Raw genomic sequence first — 17,405 nt, 5'->3', positions numbered from 1 at the left:
CCTACAGGACAAGATAAAGCAGAAGCCATTTCACGATGTATCTGACTTTCTGTAGTTCTTGCACCTATAGCTCCCCAACTAATAAGATCTGCTATAAATTGTCCAATTACTATATCCAAAAATTCTGTAGCCGCAGGCATACCTAATCTATTTATATCTAATAATAACTTTCTAGCAATAGATAAGCCATGATTAACTCGAAAACTACTATTAAGATCAGGATCAGAAATCAATCCTTTCCATCCAACGACAGTTCTCGGTTTTTCGAAATAAGTTCTCATTACAATTTCAAGACGAGAATAATACTTTTTCCTTAATTCATTAAGTTTAAATGCATATTCTACCGCTGCTTCTGGATCATGTACTGAACAAGGTCCTATGATAACCAATAAACGTTTATCTTTACCTGTTATTATTCTTGCAATATTGTTTCTTGTTGTAATAACGTTTTCCGTAATTTCCGGAGTGATAATGTGACGCTGAGCTAATTCAGCAGGTGTAACTAATGGATCGATTCGTATCGTTCGTAATTCGTCTGTTTTTTTCATTCTTTTCTCTATAAATAATCTGTATTCTAAGAGAATACTAAGATATAATTAGAATTGAAATAAAACCAATTAAATAGTAAATTGTTTAATCTAAACATAAAAATATTTCTTAAAAATTTTTATTAAAAATAATACTTTTTTTAAAAAAGTAACATGTAAATAAATCTAACATTTATCAATAATATTTTTAAATAAATTTATATTTTTATATAACAATATTAATTAGCACATATTTATTTTTGATATAAAAATATAAAAAAATTTTTAATAAGAAATTTTTTATAAAAATAAAATAATTATATTATAAATTTCAATATAATTAAATAATTTATCTTACAGATTAATATTCAAATTATTGAAAATATATTGATACTCTATTCTAATTATTTTTATAATAAAAAATAATTCTTTATATATATCTCATACAAAAAACATTATTACTTTTTTTTTTAGATATTCTTTTTATCGATACATTAGCTAATGAATCAGGAGAAGGAATCTCATCCATCCAAGACAATATTAAACGATATGATATCACTAAAACTACTGGACCAATAAATAAACCAATCATACCAAATGCAAGCAATCCTCCAATCACCCCAGATAAAATTAATAAAGTAGGTAAATCAGCACCTATACGTATTAGAATTGGTCGTAAAATATGATCTAAAATACATAATATACTACTCCAAATTAATAATGCAGTTCCACAAGTTACATTACTATGCCAATAAAGCCAAATAATAGCAGGAATTAAAATTGGTAAAGGACCTAATTGAATCAAACAAAATAAAATAATTAATATCATTAGTAAAGAAGCATATGGTATACCTGATATCGCTAATCCTATACCTCCTAATATTCCCTGTACCAAAGCTGTTACAACCACACCTAATGCAACTGCTCGAATAGCCTGTCCTGCAAGTAATACGACTGTATCTCCTGGTTTAGCAGCTAATCTAAATGCAAAATGACGTATAACATTTCCAACTTGCTCACCATTCCAGTACAATATCGAACTAAAAATCAACATAAAAATTAAATCAATAACAAATCGGCCAAAATTACCTACTTGTATGATAAAAAATTCAGTAGTAATACCCATGTAAGGTTGAATTTGAGTAATTAATGCTACTCCTCCTTCATTTAATAATTTATGATAACTTATAAATAACTTCATTCCAATAATAGGTACATCTTGTAACCAATTTAAATTAGGAAGTTTTAAATTACCCGAAGTTAACCAATTCATCAAGGGAACGCTATTTTCTATTAAATTATTCACTAAAAAAACAACAGGAACAATAAACAAAAGTAATAAAACAATAGTCATTATAACAACAGCAAAACAACGTTTTCCTCCAAACCAAAATTGTACTTTTAACATAAATGGCCAAGTAGCAATTACAATCATGCTTGCCCAAGAAAATCCCAAAACAAATGGACGAATAATCCAAAAACTCATTAATATCATAATAATAAAAAAAATTAATGAAAATATAGCCTGCGGAAAATCTATACTATTCTTGTAATTATACATAATAAATTACACCTCAATAGTTCTTGGATTATTTTAAAACCATTAAAAATTATTGTCTCTTATAAAAAGAGATAATATGTACCACATATATATAAAAATTATATATGTATGCAAAAAAAATAAAAAATAAAAAAATACCCAATATTTTATATTATATTGTTTTTTTTAAAATATAAATATACATTTAAGTTCGATAACTGTCTTAAAATATTTAATTTTTATATAAAAAACTTTTTTATTTAAAGATCAATTTACAAAATTAAAAATAAATCATAAAATATTCTTATAACTAATTTATTGTTATTTTTAATAAATATATTGTTTTAAATATTCATTTAAAATTACAAATACCATTTATTCACATAAAAGTGTATGTTTTTTTATATATATGACATTAAATATAAAAATGTTATAAATAAATTTCTTCACATCAAATAATATTCGTAAAAAAAATCATGCACTATAATAATATATTATATAACATATTAATTTATTTATCTAAAATAACTAATTATCGATTATTCATCAGTAAGGATTCAAAAAATGCAAAATATTACTAAAAAAACAAAAAATAAAAAATTATTTAAAGGAATTACTTTAACAAAAAATGCATCAATACAAATGTTACATTTAATTAATAAAAACTCAAAAAATAAAGGAATTAGATTAAATATAAAAAAATCAGGATGTGCTGGATTTCGTATTATAATGGAATTAGCCCAAGAAAAAAAAGAAGAAGAAATTGAATTGTTTCAAAATGGCACTGTTTTATTTATATCTAAAAAAATATTAAAAATATTAGAAGGCATGGAAATTGACTTTATAGAAAAAGATTTCAATAAAATATTTCAATATAAACACAGTAATAAAAAAAATCACTGTGGTTGTGGAGAAAGTTTTGAATTATAAAAATAAAAATTATTGTCAAAAATCATTACAAATAAAAATAAGTTATTCCAATATTTATATCCATATATAATTTTACTTATACAGAAATTTTTACCAACATAATAAACAATGATTTTTTTTACCACGACGTAATAAAGTAAATTTTCCAAATATTTTATCAGAATCTTTAAAAAAATATTTAATATCTTTTTGAATACGATTGTTTATATATATTGCATTAGAAGAAATCATATTGCGAGCTTGGCCACGAGAAGGCGCTAAAATAGAATTAACCAATGCTTGCTGTAAATCTTCATTTCCTAATAATTTAACAAAAGGCATACCATCTTGTTTCAATTGTTTAAAATCAGATAAAATTAAATTATCTAATGATTGAGAGAATAAAAAAGATGAAATTCTTTTTGCAGCAGATACTCCTTTTTCTCCATGAACTAAATTAGTTATACTATCTGCTAAAATCCTTCTAGGAAAGTAAAAATCATTATTTTTTATACTTTCTTTTTCTATATTCTTAATGTTTTCAACGGTCAAAAAAGTAAACATTTTTAATAAATTAAACACTTCTTCGTCTGATCGATTAATCCAAAATTGATAAAACTTATAAGGACTCGTTTTTTTAGGATTTAACCAAATAGTTCCTGTTTCTGTTTTTCCAAATTTAACACCATTATCCTGTATTAATAAAGGTAAAGTTAATCCAAAAACTTTTTGGTTAAATAATCGATGAGTTAAAAAAATACCGGAAGTAATATTTCCCCATTGGTCTGACCCCCCAATTTGCAAAACTACTCCATATTTTTTATATAATACAGAAAAATCATATGCTTGTAATAAATTATAGGAAAATTCAGTAAAAGATATTCCTTGATTATTAGAAATAATTCTTCTTTTTACCGATTCTCTATTAATCATCCTATTTACTGAAAAATGTTTTCCAACATCACGTAAAAATTTTAATAAATTAATTTGACCTAACCAATCTTTATTATTAACAATTTCAGCGCTGTTCGAATCACTATTAAAATCAAGAAAAAAAGCAATTTGTTTAGCAATACATTCTCTCCATAAAATAATATTTTCTAAATTATTAAATTTTCTTTCTGCAGTCTTAAAACTAGGATCTCCTATTAAACTTGTTGCTTCACCTAATAAAACAATTGGTTTATGCCCTAATAATTGAAATCTTTTTAAAGAAAGTAACGGTAAAATATGGCCTATATGTAAACTATCGGCAGTAATATCAAATCCACAATAAAGCACAATAGAACCTTTTAACATACATTTTAATAATCTTTTTTCATCTGTTAACTGTGCTATGCATTTTCTTTCTTTTAACTCATTAATTAATTTTTCATATAACATAAAATCTCCATATTGATATACCACTATTAAATACAAATTTTTGTTTATCATTCTTATCAAAAATATTTTCGTTAATTTTCTCAGAATTTTTAAAATACTTAGTTATTAATCTTTTATCAACACTGTTTAACTAAAAAATTAATATTTATTCCAAATAAACCATTCATTAAGCATACTACTGTATTTTATATATATAAAGAAACGAAGATTAATACGAAAATTTATCAACATAATATATATAATGTATAAAATTTTTTACGTTTTTTAAATATCAATAGGATCTACATCTAATTTCCATTTTATTTTTCGAAACATAGGAATTACACTGATAAAATCAATACTACATTGCAATAAATTATGTAATTCATTACGAGAAGAACTCTGTAATAATAATTTATGAACAGAGTATTTTCTATTTGTAGATTGATACAATTCAGGACAAGTACCCATCATCCAAATATTGCTGTTATTTTCTTTTTCACTATTCTTTATAATATCTTGTAAAATTAAAAAAAGATTTTCTATTTTACAACATTTTTTGATTTTAACATAAATCATAACATGATAAGTAAATGGAGGTAATTGCAAAACCTTTCTTTTTTTCAATAAATTAATAGATAAATTAGAATAACCTTCTTTTATCAACTGATTTAAGTTAATATCATTAGGATATACAGTTTGTATCAAAACTTCAAAATATTGAGAATAATTACTTAATAAATCAATAGAATGGGTATAAAATTGAGCAAATCGTTCTATAGAACGAAATGTCATAGATGTGAAATAAGAATCAATTAAAACCATTGCCACCAAAGTAATATTAAAAAATAAATGTACACTATAAATATCTTTTTCTCTAATTAATATTATAGCTCCTTTTCGTAAAATATGCTGCAAAGAATTTTTATTAATATTTTTTTTTAATTTTGTACTTATGTAATTAATACATAATACAGGTGTATTAGAAAATATTCTTTTAATCGACACTTTCATATGTTCTATACCGAAACTACGAGAAATTAAATCTGCAGATCCACAATCAAAACAAAATAAAGGAACAGAAAACCTAACAAAACAAAATTTGCAACATAAATCTTGATAATGTTCATTAAAATAATAATACTCATTACATAAATTACATTTAGCTATCCAATTACAATTTTTACAACATAAAACAAAAAAAATACAATTATTATTATTTATAATTAATAATACAGTTTTATTATTATAAATATGTTGATTAATTGAATTAATTAAAGTAATAGATAAACCTCCTTTTAACCTTTCACTTCTAATATCGATTATATTTTGTATTATCTTTTTCTTATTTAAAATCGCTCGGTGCAAATTAACATGTTGACATTTTTTATTTATAACATTATTTAATGTTTCTAAAGTAGGTGATACAGATTCTAATACTACAGGAATTTTTTCTTGATAAGCTCTCAAAATTCCTATATCTCTAGCGTTATAACACCATCCTTTTTTATTCTTATAAGAAATGCTATGTTCTTCATCTATAATAATGATTCCTAATTTAGCTATAGGAATAAAAATTGCTTTCTTAGTACCTATAATCACTGCTGTTTCATTATTTTTTGCCCTAAACCATATAGAAAATTTTTGATAATTAGTCGTACCAGAATAAAAAGCATCAATTGGTACATTAAAATAAATTTGAAATAAAGAAATAACCTGATCTACAACATTATCATTTGAAACTAAAATTAATATCTGTAATCCTCTTTTAAGAATTTTTAATACTAAATTAAAATATATTTGTCTTTTTATTGTATTTTCCATACCTGTTAATAACCAAGAAGTAAAATACCTTTCTTTATTTAAAATTTTTTCAATAGTAAGATACTCTTTTTTATTTAACTCTATGTCAAAATCTTTTATTAAAAAATTTTTTTTATCATTAATATACCAACGAGACGAAAGATATACATCACATAAACATTTATCTTTTAATTTTTTTAAAACATAATTAGATAAATTATATTTTTTAAATTCATTTTGAAAAACCGAACGATGACGCAATACCGACAAAGCATAATGTTGTTTTGGAGTTTTCTTTAAAATACCGATATCTATTTTCTTCCCTTTTTTTGTAATTGTCCATTTATACAATTGTACAGGAAAAATTCCTTTACCTTTTTTTAAAAAAACAGGCAAAACATGATACAAAATGTGTCCTATTGAACAATGATAATAAACAGAAGATAATTTTAATGTTTTCCATAACGTTTTAGTGTAAATAGGAGATTTATCAATAATAGAATAAATGGACCTTAATCTAAACTGCACTGTACAAATTTGATAATAAAAAGATACTATCATACCTATTACTTTTCTTGTTCCAAATGGAACTGATACACGACTGCCGATAATAGGAGTTATTTCTTTAGGACAAGAATATTCAAAAATTTTTTTTATTGGTAAAAAAAGTGCAACTTGTATAATAAACACAAAGATATCCACATAAAATATATGATTTATGTATAATGGCTATTGTTTTAAATAAACTAAAAATATTTTAATAATTAAGTATAATATTTTTATATTAAAAATATAAATCATTTTAATAAAAAATAAAATAATATCTATTATACTTTATTTTCAAATTCACATAAATGTTTGATAAAACATATTTTACATTTCGGTTTAATAGAAGTACATACATAACGACCATGTTGTACTAACCAACTATGAAAATCTAACATGAAATAAATCGGAACATGATTTAACAATTCTTTTTCTAATTCTTTAACTGTTTTTCCTGTTGCAAAATTAGTTCTATGAGATACTCGAAAAACGTGAGTATCCACAGCAATTGTACTCCAATTAAAAATCAAATTTAATATTACGTTTGCTGTTTTTCTTCCTACTCCAGGTAATTTTTCTAAATTTTTACGATCTTTAGGAACTTGACCATCATATTTTAATAACAAAATACGACAAGTATTAATAATATTTTTTGCTTTATTATTATACAATCCTAATTTTTTTATATAATTTTTCAATTTATTTACGCCAAGCGACAATATCTCTTCCGGAGTATTAGCTACAAAATATAAATTTTTAGTTACTTTATTAACATTTATATCTTTGGATTTTGCTGATAAAATTACGGATATTAAACATTCAAATGAAGAAGAAAATAATAGTTCTGTACGAAACAATATTTTTTTTTTATTAAAAATTTTCATAATATCATAACGTGTTTTTTTATTCAAAAAAAATATCCTCAATGCAAATATTTTTTACAACAATTATTGTAAACATCACTATTTTTATCATCATTCTTTCTATTATCTAAAAAATGTTTACATGCTGAAAGCAATGCTAAAATTATGAAACCTCCTGATGGAAATAAACTCAATAAAAGAGTATAATGTTGATCTAGCACTTGAATAGGGAAAAAACTAAACCAATTACCAAATAATTTTTCAGAACCATTAAATAACGTCCCATTACCTAATATTTCTCGTACAGCACCCAGAAAAAACATTGCTATACTAGCTCCTATACCAGTATATAAACCATCTAAAAATGAAAAAAAAGGAGTATTTTTTATTGCTACAGAATCAGCTCTACCCAATACAATACAGTTAGTAACTATTAAAGAAATAAAAATACCTAACGAATTATATAAATTAAATGCCCAAGCATGCAATAACATTTCAATACAACTTACCATAGAGGAAATAATCATCATACAAATAGGTATTCGTGTATCTTTAGATATGAATTTTCTAAAAAATGAAATAACAGTATTAGTACATACAAGAACTAAAGTGGTAGCAAAACCTAAACTTAATCCATTAATAGCTGTAGAAGTTACTGCTAATACAGGACATAATCCTAAAAATTGAACTAAAGCAGAATTATTCCTCCATACCTTAATGATTGATAAAGATTTATTTAACTTCATGATTTTTCTCGCAAATATTACATTTTGATACCGAAGATGATATTTTTACTATTGAAATAACTACTCTTTTAATAATATTTACCATTGCTTGAGGAGTAATCGTCGCACCAGTAAACTGATCAATTTGACCTCCGTACTTTTTTAGTTTGAAACGAGAATCCTTTAAACCAAATATATGTTTCCCTGAAAAATGAGTTACCCAATTAGAAATATCTATACTAATTTTATCCCCTATTCCTGGCGTTTCATGATGCTCTATAACCCGTACACCAAGAATATTGCCATAAACATCAATTCCTAACAAGATTTTAATAAAACCAGAATAACCTTCTCTACTGATTACCTCAATAGCTATTGCTTTTATTTTATTATTTTTTTTAGCAATCCATAATCGGTGATTAAATGTATCTCCTAAAACTTTATTTTTTATATAATAACACTCATTTTGAACATTATTATTATATAAATATAAAGGTAAAACATCTGATAAAATTTTCCTATTGTTTCTTTTTATCTGTAGTTGTATTTTATTTTTTGTTAACTCATAAACAATAGACGTTATACCTGACGTTAAAAAAGCAAAAAAACCAAAAACTAATGCTTTTTTAAAAATATTAAGAAACATAATTATTCCTTATTATACCCGTACACTCGAGGTACAGTGTAATAATCTATCAAAGGCACTGTAATATTAGCTAATAATACCGAAAAAGCAATAGCATCAGGATAACCTCCAAAACCACGAATTAACCAAACTAAAAATCCAATTAACATACCAAAAATAATACGTCCTTTTTTAGTGGTAGGAATAGTAACTGGATCAGTGGCAATAAAAAATGCACCTAACATAGTAGCTCCAGAAAATAAATTAGTTACAGGTGAAACTAATCTTTCCGAATCATAAAAAAAACCTAAAATAGATAAAAAAGTTAAAATGAATAAAAAAGAAAATGGAATTCTATAACAAATAACATTCATACTCAATAAAAAAATACCTCCTAAAAAGTATCCTATATTAATCCATTTCCAAATAACATTTATTTGCGAAAAATCACACATTAACGAATACCAAGATCTAGAATTTTTATCTTGTATATTTTTATTTTTCAAATAAATATCTGTTTTAAACTTATCTAAAGGTGTAGCTTGCGTTAAATTATTATTTTTTTTAATTAATTCTACAATTATATCCTTAGAATAATCGTAATCATAAAAAATAATATTTATAGTTTTGCTGAAACTAAGAGGATTGGATAATCGATCATAAGGAACCTTAAAGCTCGTCATAAAAACAGGAGAAGAGATTAATAAAAATACATAACCTGCCATAGCAGGATTAAATAAATTTTGACCTAAACCTCCATACAATTGTTTAACTATGACTATAGAAAAAAATATACCAATTATATTTAACCAAAATGGTAAAAAAGGAGGAATACTAATACCAAATAAAACAGCAGTAACAATAGCTGAATGATCGGTTAAAACATTTTTAACCGATTTCTTTCTAATTAACAAAATTAACAATTCTGACAAAACCGCAGTAATTATCGCTATCAATATTTGTAATATTATTCCATATCCACAATAGTAAAATTGAACAATAATTCCTGGAATACATGCTATGACTACCAAAAACATTATCTGTTTAGTACTGTATTTTTGATATATATTATTAAAATTTATCATTGCATAATTTTCTATTTTTATGTTAACGTTTTAAATATATATTATTAAAATAATTAATACATACATATTTATATATTAATATTTCTATTATTTAATATTTAATTAAAATTTATTTTTTTATTTTTTACTCTTTCAATAGCATCGTGAATACTTTTTTTTCTTGCTTCTTTTTCTTTTTTTAACATAGATTTTTTTATCAATTTTTTTTCAAAAATATTTTCAAATATATCATTTTTTTCAAAATTAAAAGTAGAATCAAATAATATATTTTTTATTGATATTATTTTCCTACTATTTAGTCTAAATTGTTTTTTTTGAAATCTATCTTTAGCTTCCTTAGATTTTTTTTTAAAAATTTCAATTTCTTTTAGTATTCTTTTCTCTTTTCTAAAATAATTAAGTAATGGAATATCACTGGGACATACTTGTTCACATATGCCACATTCTATACAATCTTTAATTTTATATTCTTTAGTTTTATTATGATTCAAACCTTTAGAATACCAATAAAGTTGTTGAGGTAATAGTTTCATGGGACATCCATTAGAACATTTACCACAACGAATACAAGGTTGTTCTAATCCTTTTTTTTTAATTTCATTATCAGAAGGTATTAAAATACAATTTGTACCTTTTAACACAGGCGTCTGAATATTAGAAATTTCAGAACCCATTAATGGTCCACCTACTATTACTGATTTATTTTTTAAATTAAAATAATTCAGATGCATCAATAAATCATTAATAGATACACCAAATCTCACCCACATATTACCAGAATATGTAAGAGCCCCTCCCGTTATAGTAACTGCACGACTAATCAACGGTTCTCCTTCTATAACAGCTTTTTTTACAGCATATACAGTTCCAACATTATACATTACTATTCCCAAATTAGTCGCGTGTCCGTTATGAGGAATTTCTTTACCAGTTAAAAGTTTAATTAACTGCTTACTGCTACCTGAAGGATATTTTTTTTTTATAAAACGCAACTGAAAACCAGGATAATCCAATACTTCTTTATTTATTTTTATAAAAAAATCATCTTTATCATCTGCTATTGCAATAATTACGTTTTTTACTTTTAATATCCATTGAATAATTTCACATCCTTTTAAAATATCGGATGCATAATTTTTCATTAACCATTTATCGGCTGTAATATAAGGTTCACTTTCCAAAGAATTAATTATTAAAGTATCTACATTATTATGAAGAGCCATGTATAATTTATGAGTAGTGGGAAAAAGAGCTCCTCCTAAACCAACTATTCCATTTTGATAAATTAATTTAATAATACTTTCCCGATTTATTTTTTTATAATGGTGTATTGGAAACAATTTTTTACTAATATCTTTCCCATCTGAAATTAAAAAAAATTCTATTCTATATTTATTTAAAATAAGATCATACACATATCTTTTTATATCAACAATTTGACCTGAAGTAGGAGCATGTATAGGAACTATATGTTTCTTTCCTTCAACTAACATTTGTCCTTTAAAAACATAATCTCCTATTTCTACTCTTAATTGAATTTTTTCAAAAGTATAAAAATCTAAATAAACTACAAATTGATCTCCTGATAATATCGTTTTCTCTGGTAATGTTTTTATGTTTTTCCCCATGAATAAAAAGTCTATTCCACCATGAAAATCTTGTTTCCTTTTATCAAAAAAAAAATAACTATTTTTTTTATCTTTAAATATAAAACAGAAAAAAAATTAAAAATCAATTTTTTAAAACTTATTAAATAATTTTTTATTTTCATGAACAATACTTTTAGTATGAATACAATCGAGAGGACAAACTGGTATACATAAATTACAACCTGTGCAAAAATCAGTTAATACTGTATGCATCAAATTTAACGAACCAATTATTGCATCTACCGGACAAATTTCACGACATTTAGCACAACCAACACAATTCTGTTCATCGATAAACACTACTGTAGGAATAATTCTTACTGGTAAAGAATTGATATTATATTCAGTTGTATCGATACTTAACAAATTTTGCAATTGTAAGAATACATCTTTACCACCTGGAAGACATTTATTGATTTTTTCTTTATTTTTAAAAATAGCTTTTGCATAAGGCAAACAACCTGGATATCCACATTGTCCACATTGACTCTGTGGTAAAATATCCTCTATTTTATCTAAAATAGAATTTTTTTTTATTTTATATTTATAAGAAAAATAATGTAAAAAAAATCCTAATATTATGCTAAAAAAACTAAAAATAAAAATAGTTCTAATAATTTGTATTATCAAAATTTTATTAAACCATTAAATCCCATAAACGACATCGACATTAATCCAGCAGTAACTAACGCAATGGGTGATCCCTTAAAAGGCAAAGGTACATCAGCCAAAAAAATACGTTCTCTCATACTCGAAAATAATATCATCACCAATGAGAAACCAATAGAAGAACTCAGTCCGTACATAACTGCTGGAATAAAACCGTAATTTAACTTTAAATTTAATAAAGGAATAGCTAAAACAACACAATTGGTAGTAATTAAAGGTAAAAATATACCTAATAATCTATAAAAATAAAAACTCAATTTTTTTATTATAATTTCTATAACTTGTACGCTAACTGAAATAATTAACATATACATTATAATACGAAGATATACCATGTTACACGGTACCAAAATATAGTAGTTTACCAACCAAGAAATAATTACAGAAATAGTAATAACAAAAGTAGTAGCCAAACTAATCCCTATAGCTGATTCAATTCTCTTCGATGCCCCAATGAAAGGACAAATTCCCAAAAATTGCACTAAAATAAAATTATTTATCAATATGTTACTGATAAATATAACGCTATAATCAATCATATTAAACTCAAGAATAAACACTATTTTAAAAAGTAAATCACCAATTTTTTTTATAAAATATTCCTAATATTAAGAATACTATACTGTTCATAATGCCGATATTATTTCTTATTAATGATAAATTTCTCATATATATAAATTTTTATAATTTTATATTATAAAAATAATATTTTTATAACACGTAATGCCATATAAATTTAGGAACACAACCTAAATCAAATAATTGACCCCCAGAAGCTAATTCAGCTCTGCGATGATCAGCTGCTCTATACATATTAATTAATTCATGATCATTTAGTAAAGAATAATTAAGATGATCAAAAAGTTTTTCAAGACTTTTTAAAGAATTAACTCGACGAAATTTTAATAAATAATCTTGTGTTGTCATAATTTTTAAAATAATCAAAAAATAAAAGAAATGTATACGAAAATAACATATACAATATATTAAATATATTAAACATAATTAATAAAAATAAAATACAAATTTTTTAAATATTTTTAAAAAATATTAATTTTTAACATTGATCAAATTTAATATATCAAATTATATTTAATTTTTTAAATAAATTTGATTCAATAAAATTAAAAACACTTATATTATATATATAAATAACATTTATTATTGTTTTTTTATCTGATGTAATCAATGCCAATAAAAATAAAATGTAATATATATTACATAACTTTATTTAAATATTTTTTATTTAAAAAACATGAATATTAATTCCAATTAAAACTAATTAATATTAAAATAATGTAAAACCTAATATTATTTTATTTTGTAAAAAATTACTTGTTTAATATTTTTTCTGAATTATCTATTAATAATTTTGTATAATAATCGACTTCAATATTAACGGTATCACCTATTTTTTTATTTCCCAATGTTGTTAGTAACATCGTTTCTGGAATTAAATGCACATAAAACATATTATTAACTACTCTTCCTACAGTTAAACTTACTCCATCAATAGAAATAAATCCTTTATACAATATATATTTCATAATATATTTTTCATTTATATAAAAACATATTACTCTATTTTCCTTAGATAAAAAGACATTTATAATAACAGCTGTGGTGATTACGTGTCCAGATATTATATGTCCTCCTATTTCATCTCCAAATTTTGCAGATCTTTCGATATTGATGTTATCTCCCAATTTTAATAAAGACAAATTGGTACAATCTACAGTTTCTTTAATAACATCAAAATAAACAATATTGTTCTTAATATATTTAACAGTTAAACAACAACCATTATTTGCTACTGAATCTCCTGTCTTTAATTTTTTTAACAAAAACATGGTAAATTTGATACCATACGTAAAAAAAACACTATTGCCTTCAACACTGGAAACTGTCCCAATACCATTAATAATGCCAGTAAACATATAAGAATATCAATCCTAATTTAAAATATAGATATTTATTATCTTTTTTAAAAAAATTAATAATATATCAAAATCTATTTTCGCTATCTGTCAATATCTTTAATTAAAATTAATTTTTTATTGATAAATTATCATAACTAGTTTTTATTATTTAATAATACATATTATATAACAATATAAAAAAATTATATAACATAAAATTTTATTTTTAAAATATAAAAATAATGTTATATTATTAATATTTTTTATGATATCATAAACGAAAAATATATTATATCATATATTTAGTAACTGAATTATTTACCACGTTTATATTAATAAAAATAAAATATATGTAATATCTCCTTCAAACCATATAAATAAATTTAGTTATTATTAAGAAAAAAAGTATCCTTAATATTTATTTTCAAATAAAAATAATCACGATATCTATTCGATAATTTTTTATAATATTAAAAATAAAATAATAACATTACTATTAACATATACAAAAATAATTTGTATTTAAAGTAATAACTTATTTTTATATTTTATGTAGGATATAACATTTAATATCATTAAAAATATTATAAATAATTTTATATACGTCCGTAGCTCAGTTGGTTAGAGTATCACCATGACAAGGTGAAGGTCGGTGGTTCAAATCCACTCGGACGTACCAGAATATAAAAAAATAATAAGTGATATAAATAATGTTAGAAGAATTAAAAAAAATACTGAATAAAAAAAAATATTTTTTAATATGTTATAGTGGAGGATTGGATTCTACAGTTCTTTTACATCTGTTATTAAAATTAAAACAAATAAAAAAAATTTTTTTCCGCGCAATCCACATTAATCATAAATTAAATATTAATTCTGATAATTGGAGTTATCATTGCAAAAAAGAATGTGAAAAATACAATATTCCCATTATTATAAAAAACATTAATTTTAATTTAAAAAAAAATATTGAAGCAGAAGCTAGATCTATGAGATATAACGAAATATATAAAAATCTACTGCCTAAAGAAATAATATTAACAGCTCATAATTTAAATGATCAATGTGAAACTTTTTTATTGGCTTTAAAAAGAGGGAGTGGACCAAAAGGTTTATCTAGTATGAATACTTATAAAAATATAGGTAATATAATTCATATCAGACCATTGTTAAAAATAGATAGAAACACAATAGAAAAATGGGCCAAAGAAAACAAATTAAAATGGATTGAAGATAGCAGTAACTGGGATATAAATTACGATCGTAATTTTTTAAGAAGAGAAATAATACCGATATTAAAAAAAAGATGGCCACAATTTATAAAAAATTGCACACGTAGTGCTAAAATTTGTGGTGAGCAAGAAGAAGCATTAAATTATTTTACAAACGACGTTATAAAAAAAACAGTATGTTCAGATAACACATTAAATATTACTGATCTTAAATATCTAAAAAAAGAAATACTTAATATCATTTTAAGACATTGGATCTCTTTACATAACGTCAATATGCCTTCCTATAAAGGACTATATAAAATTTATACAGATATTATTAATAGCAAAAAATCAGCTTCACCTAAAATAAATTTTAAACAATATGAAATTAGAAGATATAGAAAAAAATTATATTTAATCAAACCAATTATACCTTCTTTAAAAAATAAAATAATTTTTTGGCACAAACATCAAATATCTTTGAAACTTCCTAATCAATTAGGATATATAACTCAAAATAAAATGGGAGTTAAATTACCAAGTCCCCAAAAAAAAGAATTAGTAAATATTCGTTTCCAAGCCAATGGTATTTTCCATATCGAGGGACAAAAACACAAAAAAAAATTAAAAAAAATATGGCAGTTACTTAATATACCAACATGGCAAAGAGAAACAATTCCCTTATTATTTTATAATAATCGTTTCATTAGTGCCCTTGGTGTTTTCGTCATAAAAAATAAAAATATCAAAATACATAATTATTGGTATTTATCTTGGTATAACCATATCACCAAAAAATAATCAAATTATATATGTATACTAAAAGTAATTTTTATCACTATAATTGAATTTTATTAATGTCAATCCTTTTATATAAAATTTTGAATTTAGAAATGGTATGATTCAATAAAGGTTTTTTTATACCTTTCCAATCTAATTTTATTTTTAAAAATAATTCTGATCTTTCTGCTAAAGATGGTGTTACTGGTTTTAGCCAAGTCATAATTACTCTGAATAAGTTTACTCCCATAGATGCAATCATATGTAATTGATCATATTTTTCTATTTCTAATTTCCATGGTTTTTGATCATTTATGTATTTGTTAGCAATATCTGACAATGCCATAATTTTTTTCATAGCTAAAGAAAATTCACGATTATTAAAAAGCACCTCTATACTTTTAGATTCAGAAATAAATTTCATATATAATTTTATATCACTTAATTGATCAGCGAGTTTCCCACAAAAATTTTTATTGATAAAACTAGCACTACGTGAAGCTAAATTAACAACTTTATTCACAATATCTGTATTAACTTTCTCTACTAATTGATAAATGTTAAATTCAATATCTTGAATATTATTAGATAATTTACATGCATAATAATATCGCAAACTATCTGAATCTAAATATTTTAACCAATCTGATGCTAAAATAAAATCATTTTTAGATTTTGACAATTTATTCCCATGAATGGTAACATAACCGTGTACAAAAATCTTTGTAGGTTTGCGGAATCCACTTGCTTCTAATATTGCTGGCCAAAATAAAGTATGAAAATACACAATATCTTTGCCAATAAAATGATATAACTCACAATTTGAATTTTTGTTCCAAAATTCATCAAAATTTAAATTTTTTCTTTTTTTACAAAGGTTTTCAAAGGTACTCATGTAACCAATAGGAGCATCTAACCAAACATAAAAATATTTATTTAAATAATTTAAAATCTTAAATCCAAAATAAGGTCCATCTCTAGATATATCCCATTTTTTTAAACCAATTTTAAACCATTCCTTAGTTTTATTTAAAACATTTTTGTCCAATACTCCAGAAAAAATCCATTTTTCTAAAAAATCACTAAAAAATGGTAAATTAAAAAATAAATGAACAGAAGTACGTACAATAGGAACAGAATTAGATAAAACAGATAAAGGATTAACTAAATCTATGGCAGAATAAACAGC

16 protein-coding genes and 1 tRNA gene are annotated in these 17,405 nt (G+C 23.3%); 3 read left to right on the top strand and 14 right to left on the bottom strand.

What is annotated here, in order from left to right:
- On the bottom strand, nt 1-548 hold a 548-nt coding region (locus tag LDP10_RS02290; RefSeq protein ID WP_265197125.1), incomplete at its 3' end, for a 3-deoxy-7-phosphoheptulonate synthase.
- 409 nt (nt 549-957) lie between these two features.
- Nucleotides 958-2,088, bottom strand: a complete 1,131-nt coding sequence (gene ydiK / locus LDP10_RS02285; protein WP_265197124.1) for an AI-2E family transporter YdiK — start codon at nt 2,086-2,088, stop codon at nt 958-960.
- Nucleotides 2,089-2,631: 543 nt separating this feature from the next.
- Between ydiK and LDP10_RS02280 the strand changes: the two genes are divergently transcribed.
- Entirely contained in the window at nt 2,632-2,997 is a 366-nt protein-coding gene (locus LDP10_RS02280) for a HesB/IscA family protein (protein ID WP_265197122.1), read from the top strand.
- Between the two features lie 90 nt (nt 2,998-3,087).
- On the opposite strand, the gene tyrS is transcribed toward LDP10_RS02280, so the two are convergent.
- From tyrS to LDP10_RS02225, 11 genes are all read right to left on the bottom strand, one after another.
- Nucleotides 3,088-4,359 (bottom strand): tyrosine--tRNA ligase, encoded by a 1,272-nt coding sequence (tyrS, locus tag LDP10_RS02275; RefSeq protein ID WP_265197121.1) that lies wholly within the window; start codon nt 4,357-4,359, stop codon nt 3,088-3,090.
- A 264-nt stretch (nt 4,360-4,623) separates the two neighbouring features.
- Nucleotides 4,624-6,831 (bottom strand): primosomal protein N', encoded by a 2,208-nt coding sequence (gene priA, locus LDP10_RS02270; RefSeq protein WP_265197120.1) that lies wholly within the window; start codon nt 6,829-6,831, stop codon nt 4,624-4,626.
- 137 nt (nt 6,832-6,968) lie between these two features.
- On the bottom strand, nt 6,969-7,598 hold the full coding sequence (nth, locus tag LDP10_RS02265) for an endonuclease III (protein WP_265197119.1): 630 nt from the start codon (nt 7,596-7,598) through the stop codon (nt 6,969-6,971).
- 11 nt (nt 7,599-7,609) lie between these two features.
- Nucleotides 7,610-8,296, bottom strand: a complete 687-nt coding sequence (locus LDP10_RS02260; protein ID WP_265197118.1) for an electron transport complex subunit E — start codon at nt 8,294-8,296, stop codon at nt 7,610-7,612.
- Nucleotides 8,283-8,921 carry an electron transport complex subunit RsxG gene (gene rsxG, locus LDP10_RS02255; protein WP_265197117.1) on the bottom strand — a complete coding sequence of 213 codons (639 nt, stop codon included), beginning with the start codon at nt 8,919-8,921 and terminating at the stop codon, nt 8,283-8,285. The genes LDP10_RS02260 and rsxG overlap by 14 nt, the downstream gene beginning before the upstream one ends.
- Before the next feature lie 2 nt (nt 8,922-8,923).
- Nucleotides 8,924-9,982 carry an electron transport complex subunit RsxD gene (gene rsxD / locus LDP10_RS02250; protein WP_265197128.1) on the bottom strand — a complete coding sequence of 353 codons (1,059 nt, stop codon included), beginning with the start codon at nt 9,980-9,982 and terminating at the stop codon, nt 8,924-8,926.
- Nucleotides 9,983-10,083: 101 nt separating this feature from the next.
- Nucleotides 10,084-11,694, bottom strand: coding sequence for an electron transport complex subunit RsxC (rsxC, locus tag LDP10_RS02245; RefSeq protein ID WP_265197126.1), 1,611 nt, complete (start codon nt 11,692-11,694; stop codon nt 10,084-10,086).
- 30 nt (nt 11,695-11,724) lie between these two features.
- Nucleotides 11,725-12,264, bottom strand: a complete 540-nt coding sequence (gene rsxB / locus LDP10_RS02240; RefSeq protein WP_265197116.1) for an electron transport complex subunit RsxB — start codon at nt 12,262-12,264, stop codon at nt 11,725-11,727.
- On the bottom strand, nt 12,261-12,842 hold the full coding sequence (gene rsxA / locus LDP10_RS02235; RefSeq protein WP_265197115.1) for an electron transport complex subunit RsxA: 582 nt from the start codon (nt 12,840-12,842) through the stop codon (nt 12,261-12,263). Before rsxA ends, rsxB begins: the two co-directional genes overlap by 4 nt.
- Before the next feature lie 172 nt (nt 12,843-13,014).
- Nucleotides 13,015-13,230, bottom strand: a complete 216-nt coding sequence (gene ydgT, locus LDP10_RS02230; protein ID WP_265197114.1) for a transcription modulator YdgT — start codon at nt 13,228-13,230, stop codon at nt 13,015-13,017.
- 404 nt (nt 13,231-13,634) lie between these two features.
- Complete coding sequence (locus LDP10_RS02225) at nt 13,635-14,240, bottom strand: riboflavin synthase subunit alpha (RefSeq protein ID WP_265197113.1); 606 nt, start codon at nt 14,238-14,240, stop codon at nt 13,635-13,637.
- 584 nt (nt 14,241-14,824) lie between these two features.
- Here LDP10_RS02225 and LDP10_RS02220 point away from each other — a divergent pair.
- Both LDP10_RS02220 and tilS read left to right on the top strand, forming a co-directional pair.
- Nucleotides 14,825-14,901, top strand: a tRNA-Val gene (locus LDP10_RS02220).
- A gap of 31 nt (nt 14,902-14,932) precedes the next feature.
- Complete coding sequence (gene tilS / locus LDP10_RS02215) at nt 14,933-16,237, top strand: tRNA lysidine(34) synthetase TilS (RefSeq protein ID WP_265197112.1); 1,305 nt, start codon at nt 14,933-14,935, stop codon at nt 16,235-16,237.
- Nucleotides 16,238-16,274: 37 nt separating this feature from the next.
- On the opposite strand, the gene LDP10_RS02210 is transcribed toward tilS, so the two are convergent.
- The coding region (locus tag LDP10_RS02210) for a class I tRNA ligase family protein (RefSeq protein ID WP_265197111.1) at nt 16,275-17,405 on the bottom strand (1,131 nt) is incomplete at its 5' end.

Source organism: Buchnera aphidicola (Pemphigus obesinymphae) (genome assembly GCF_026122815.1).
In the GTDB taxonomy this organism is placed as follows: Bacteria; Pseudomonadota; Gammaproteobacteria; order Enterobacterales; family Enterobacteriaceae; genus Buchnera_C; species Buchnera_C aphidicola_BJ.
The sequence above is the reverse complement of the archived record's forward strand: the minus strand, read 5'-3'. Positions and strand labels throughout refer to the sequence as shown.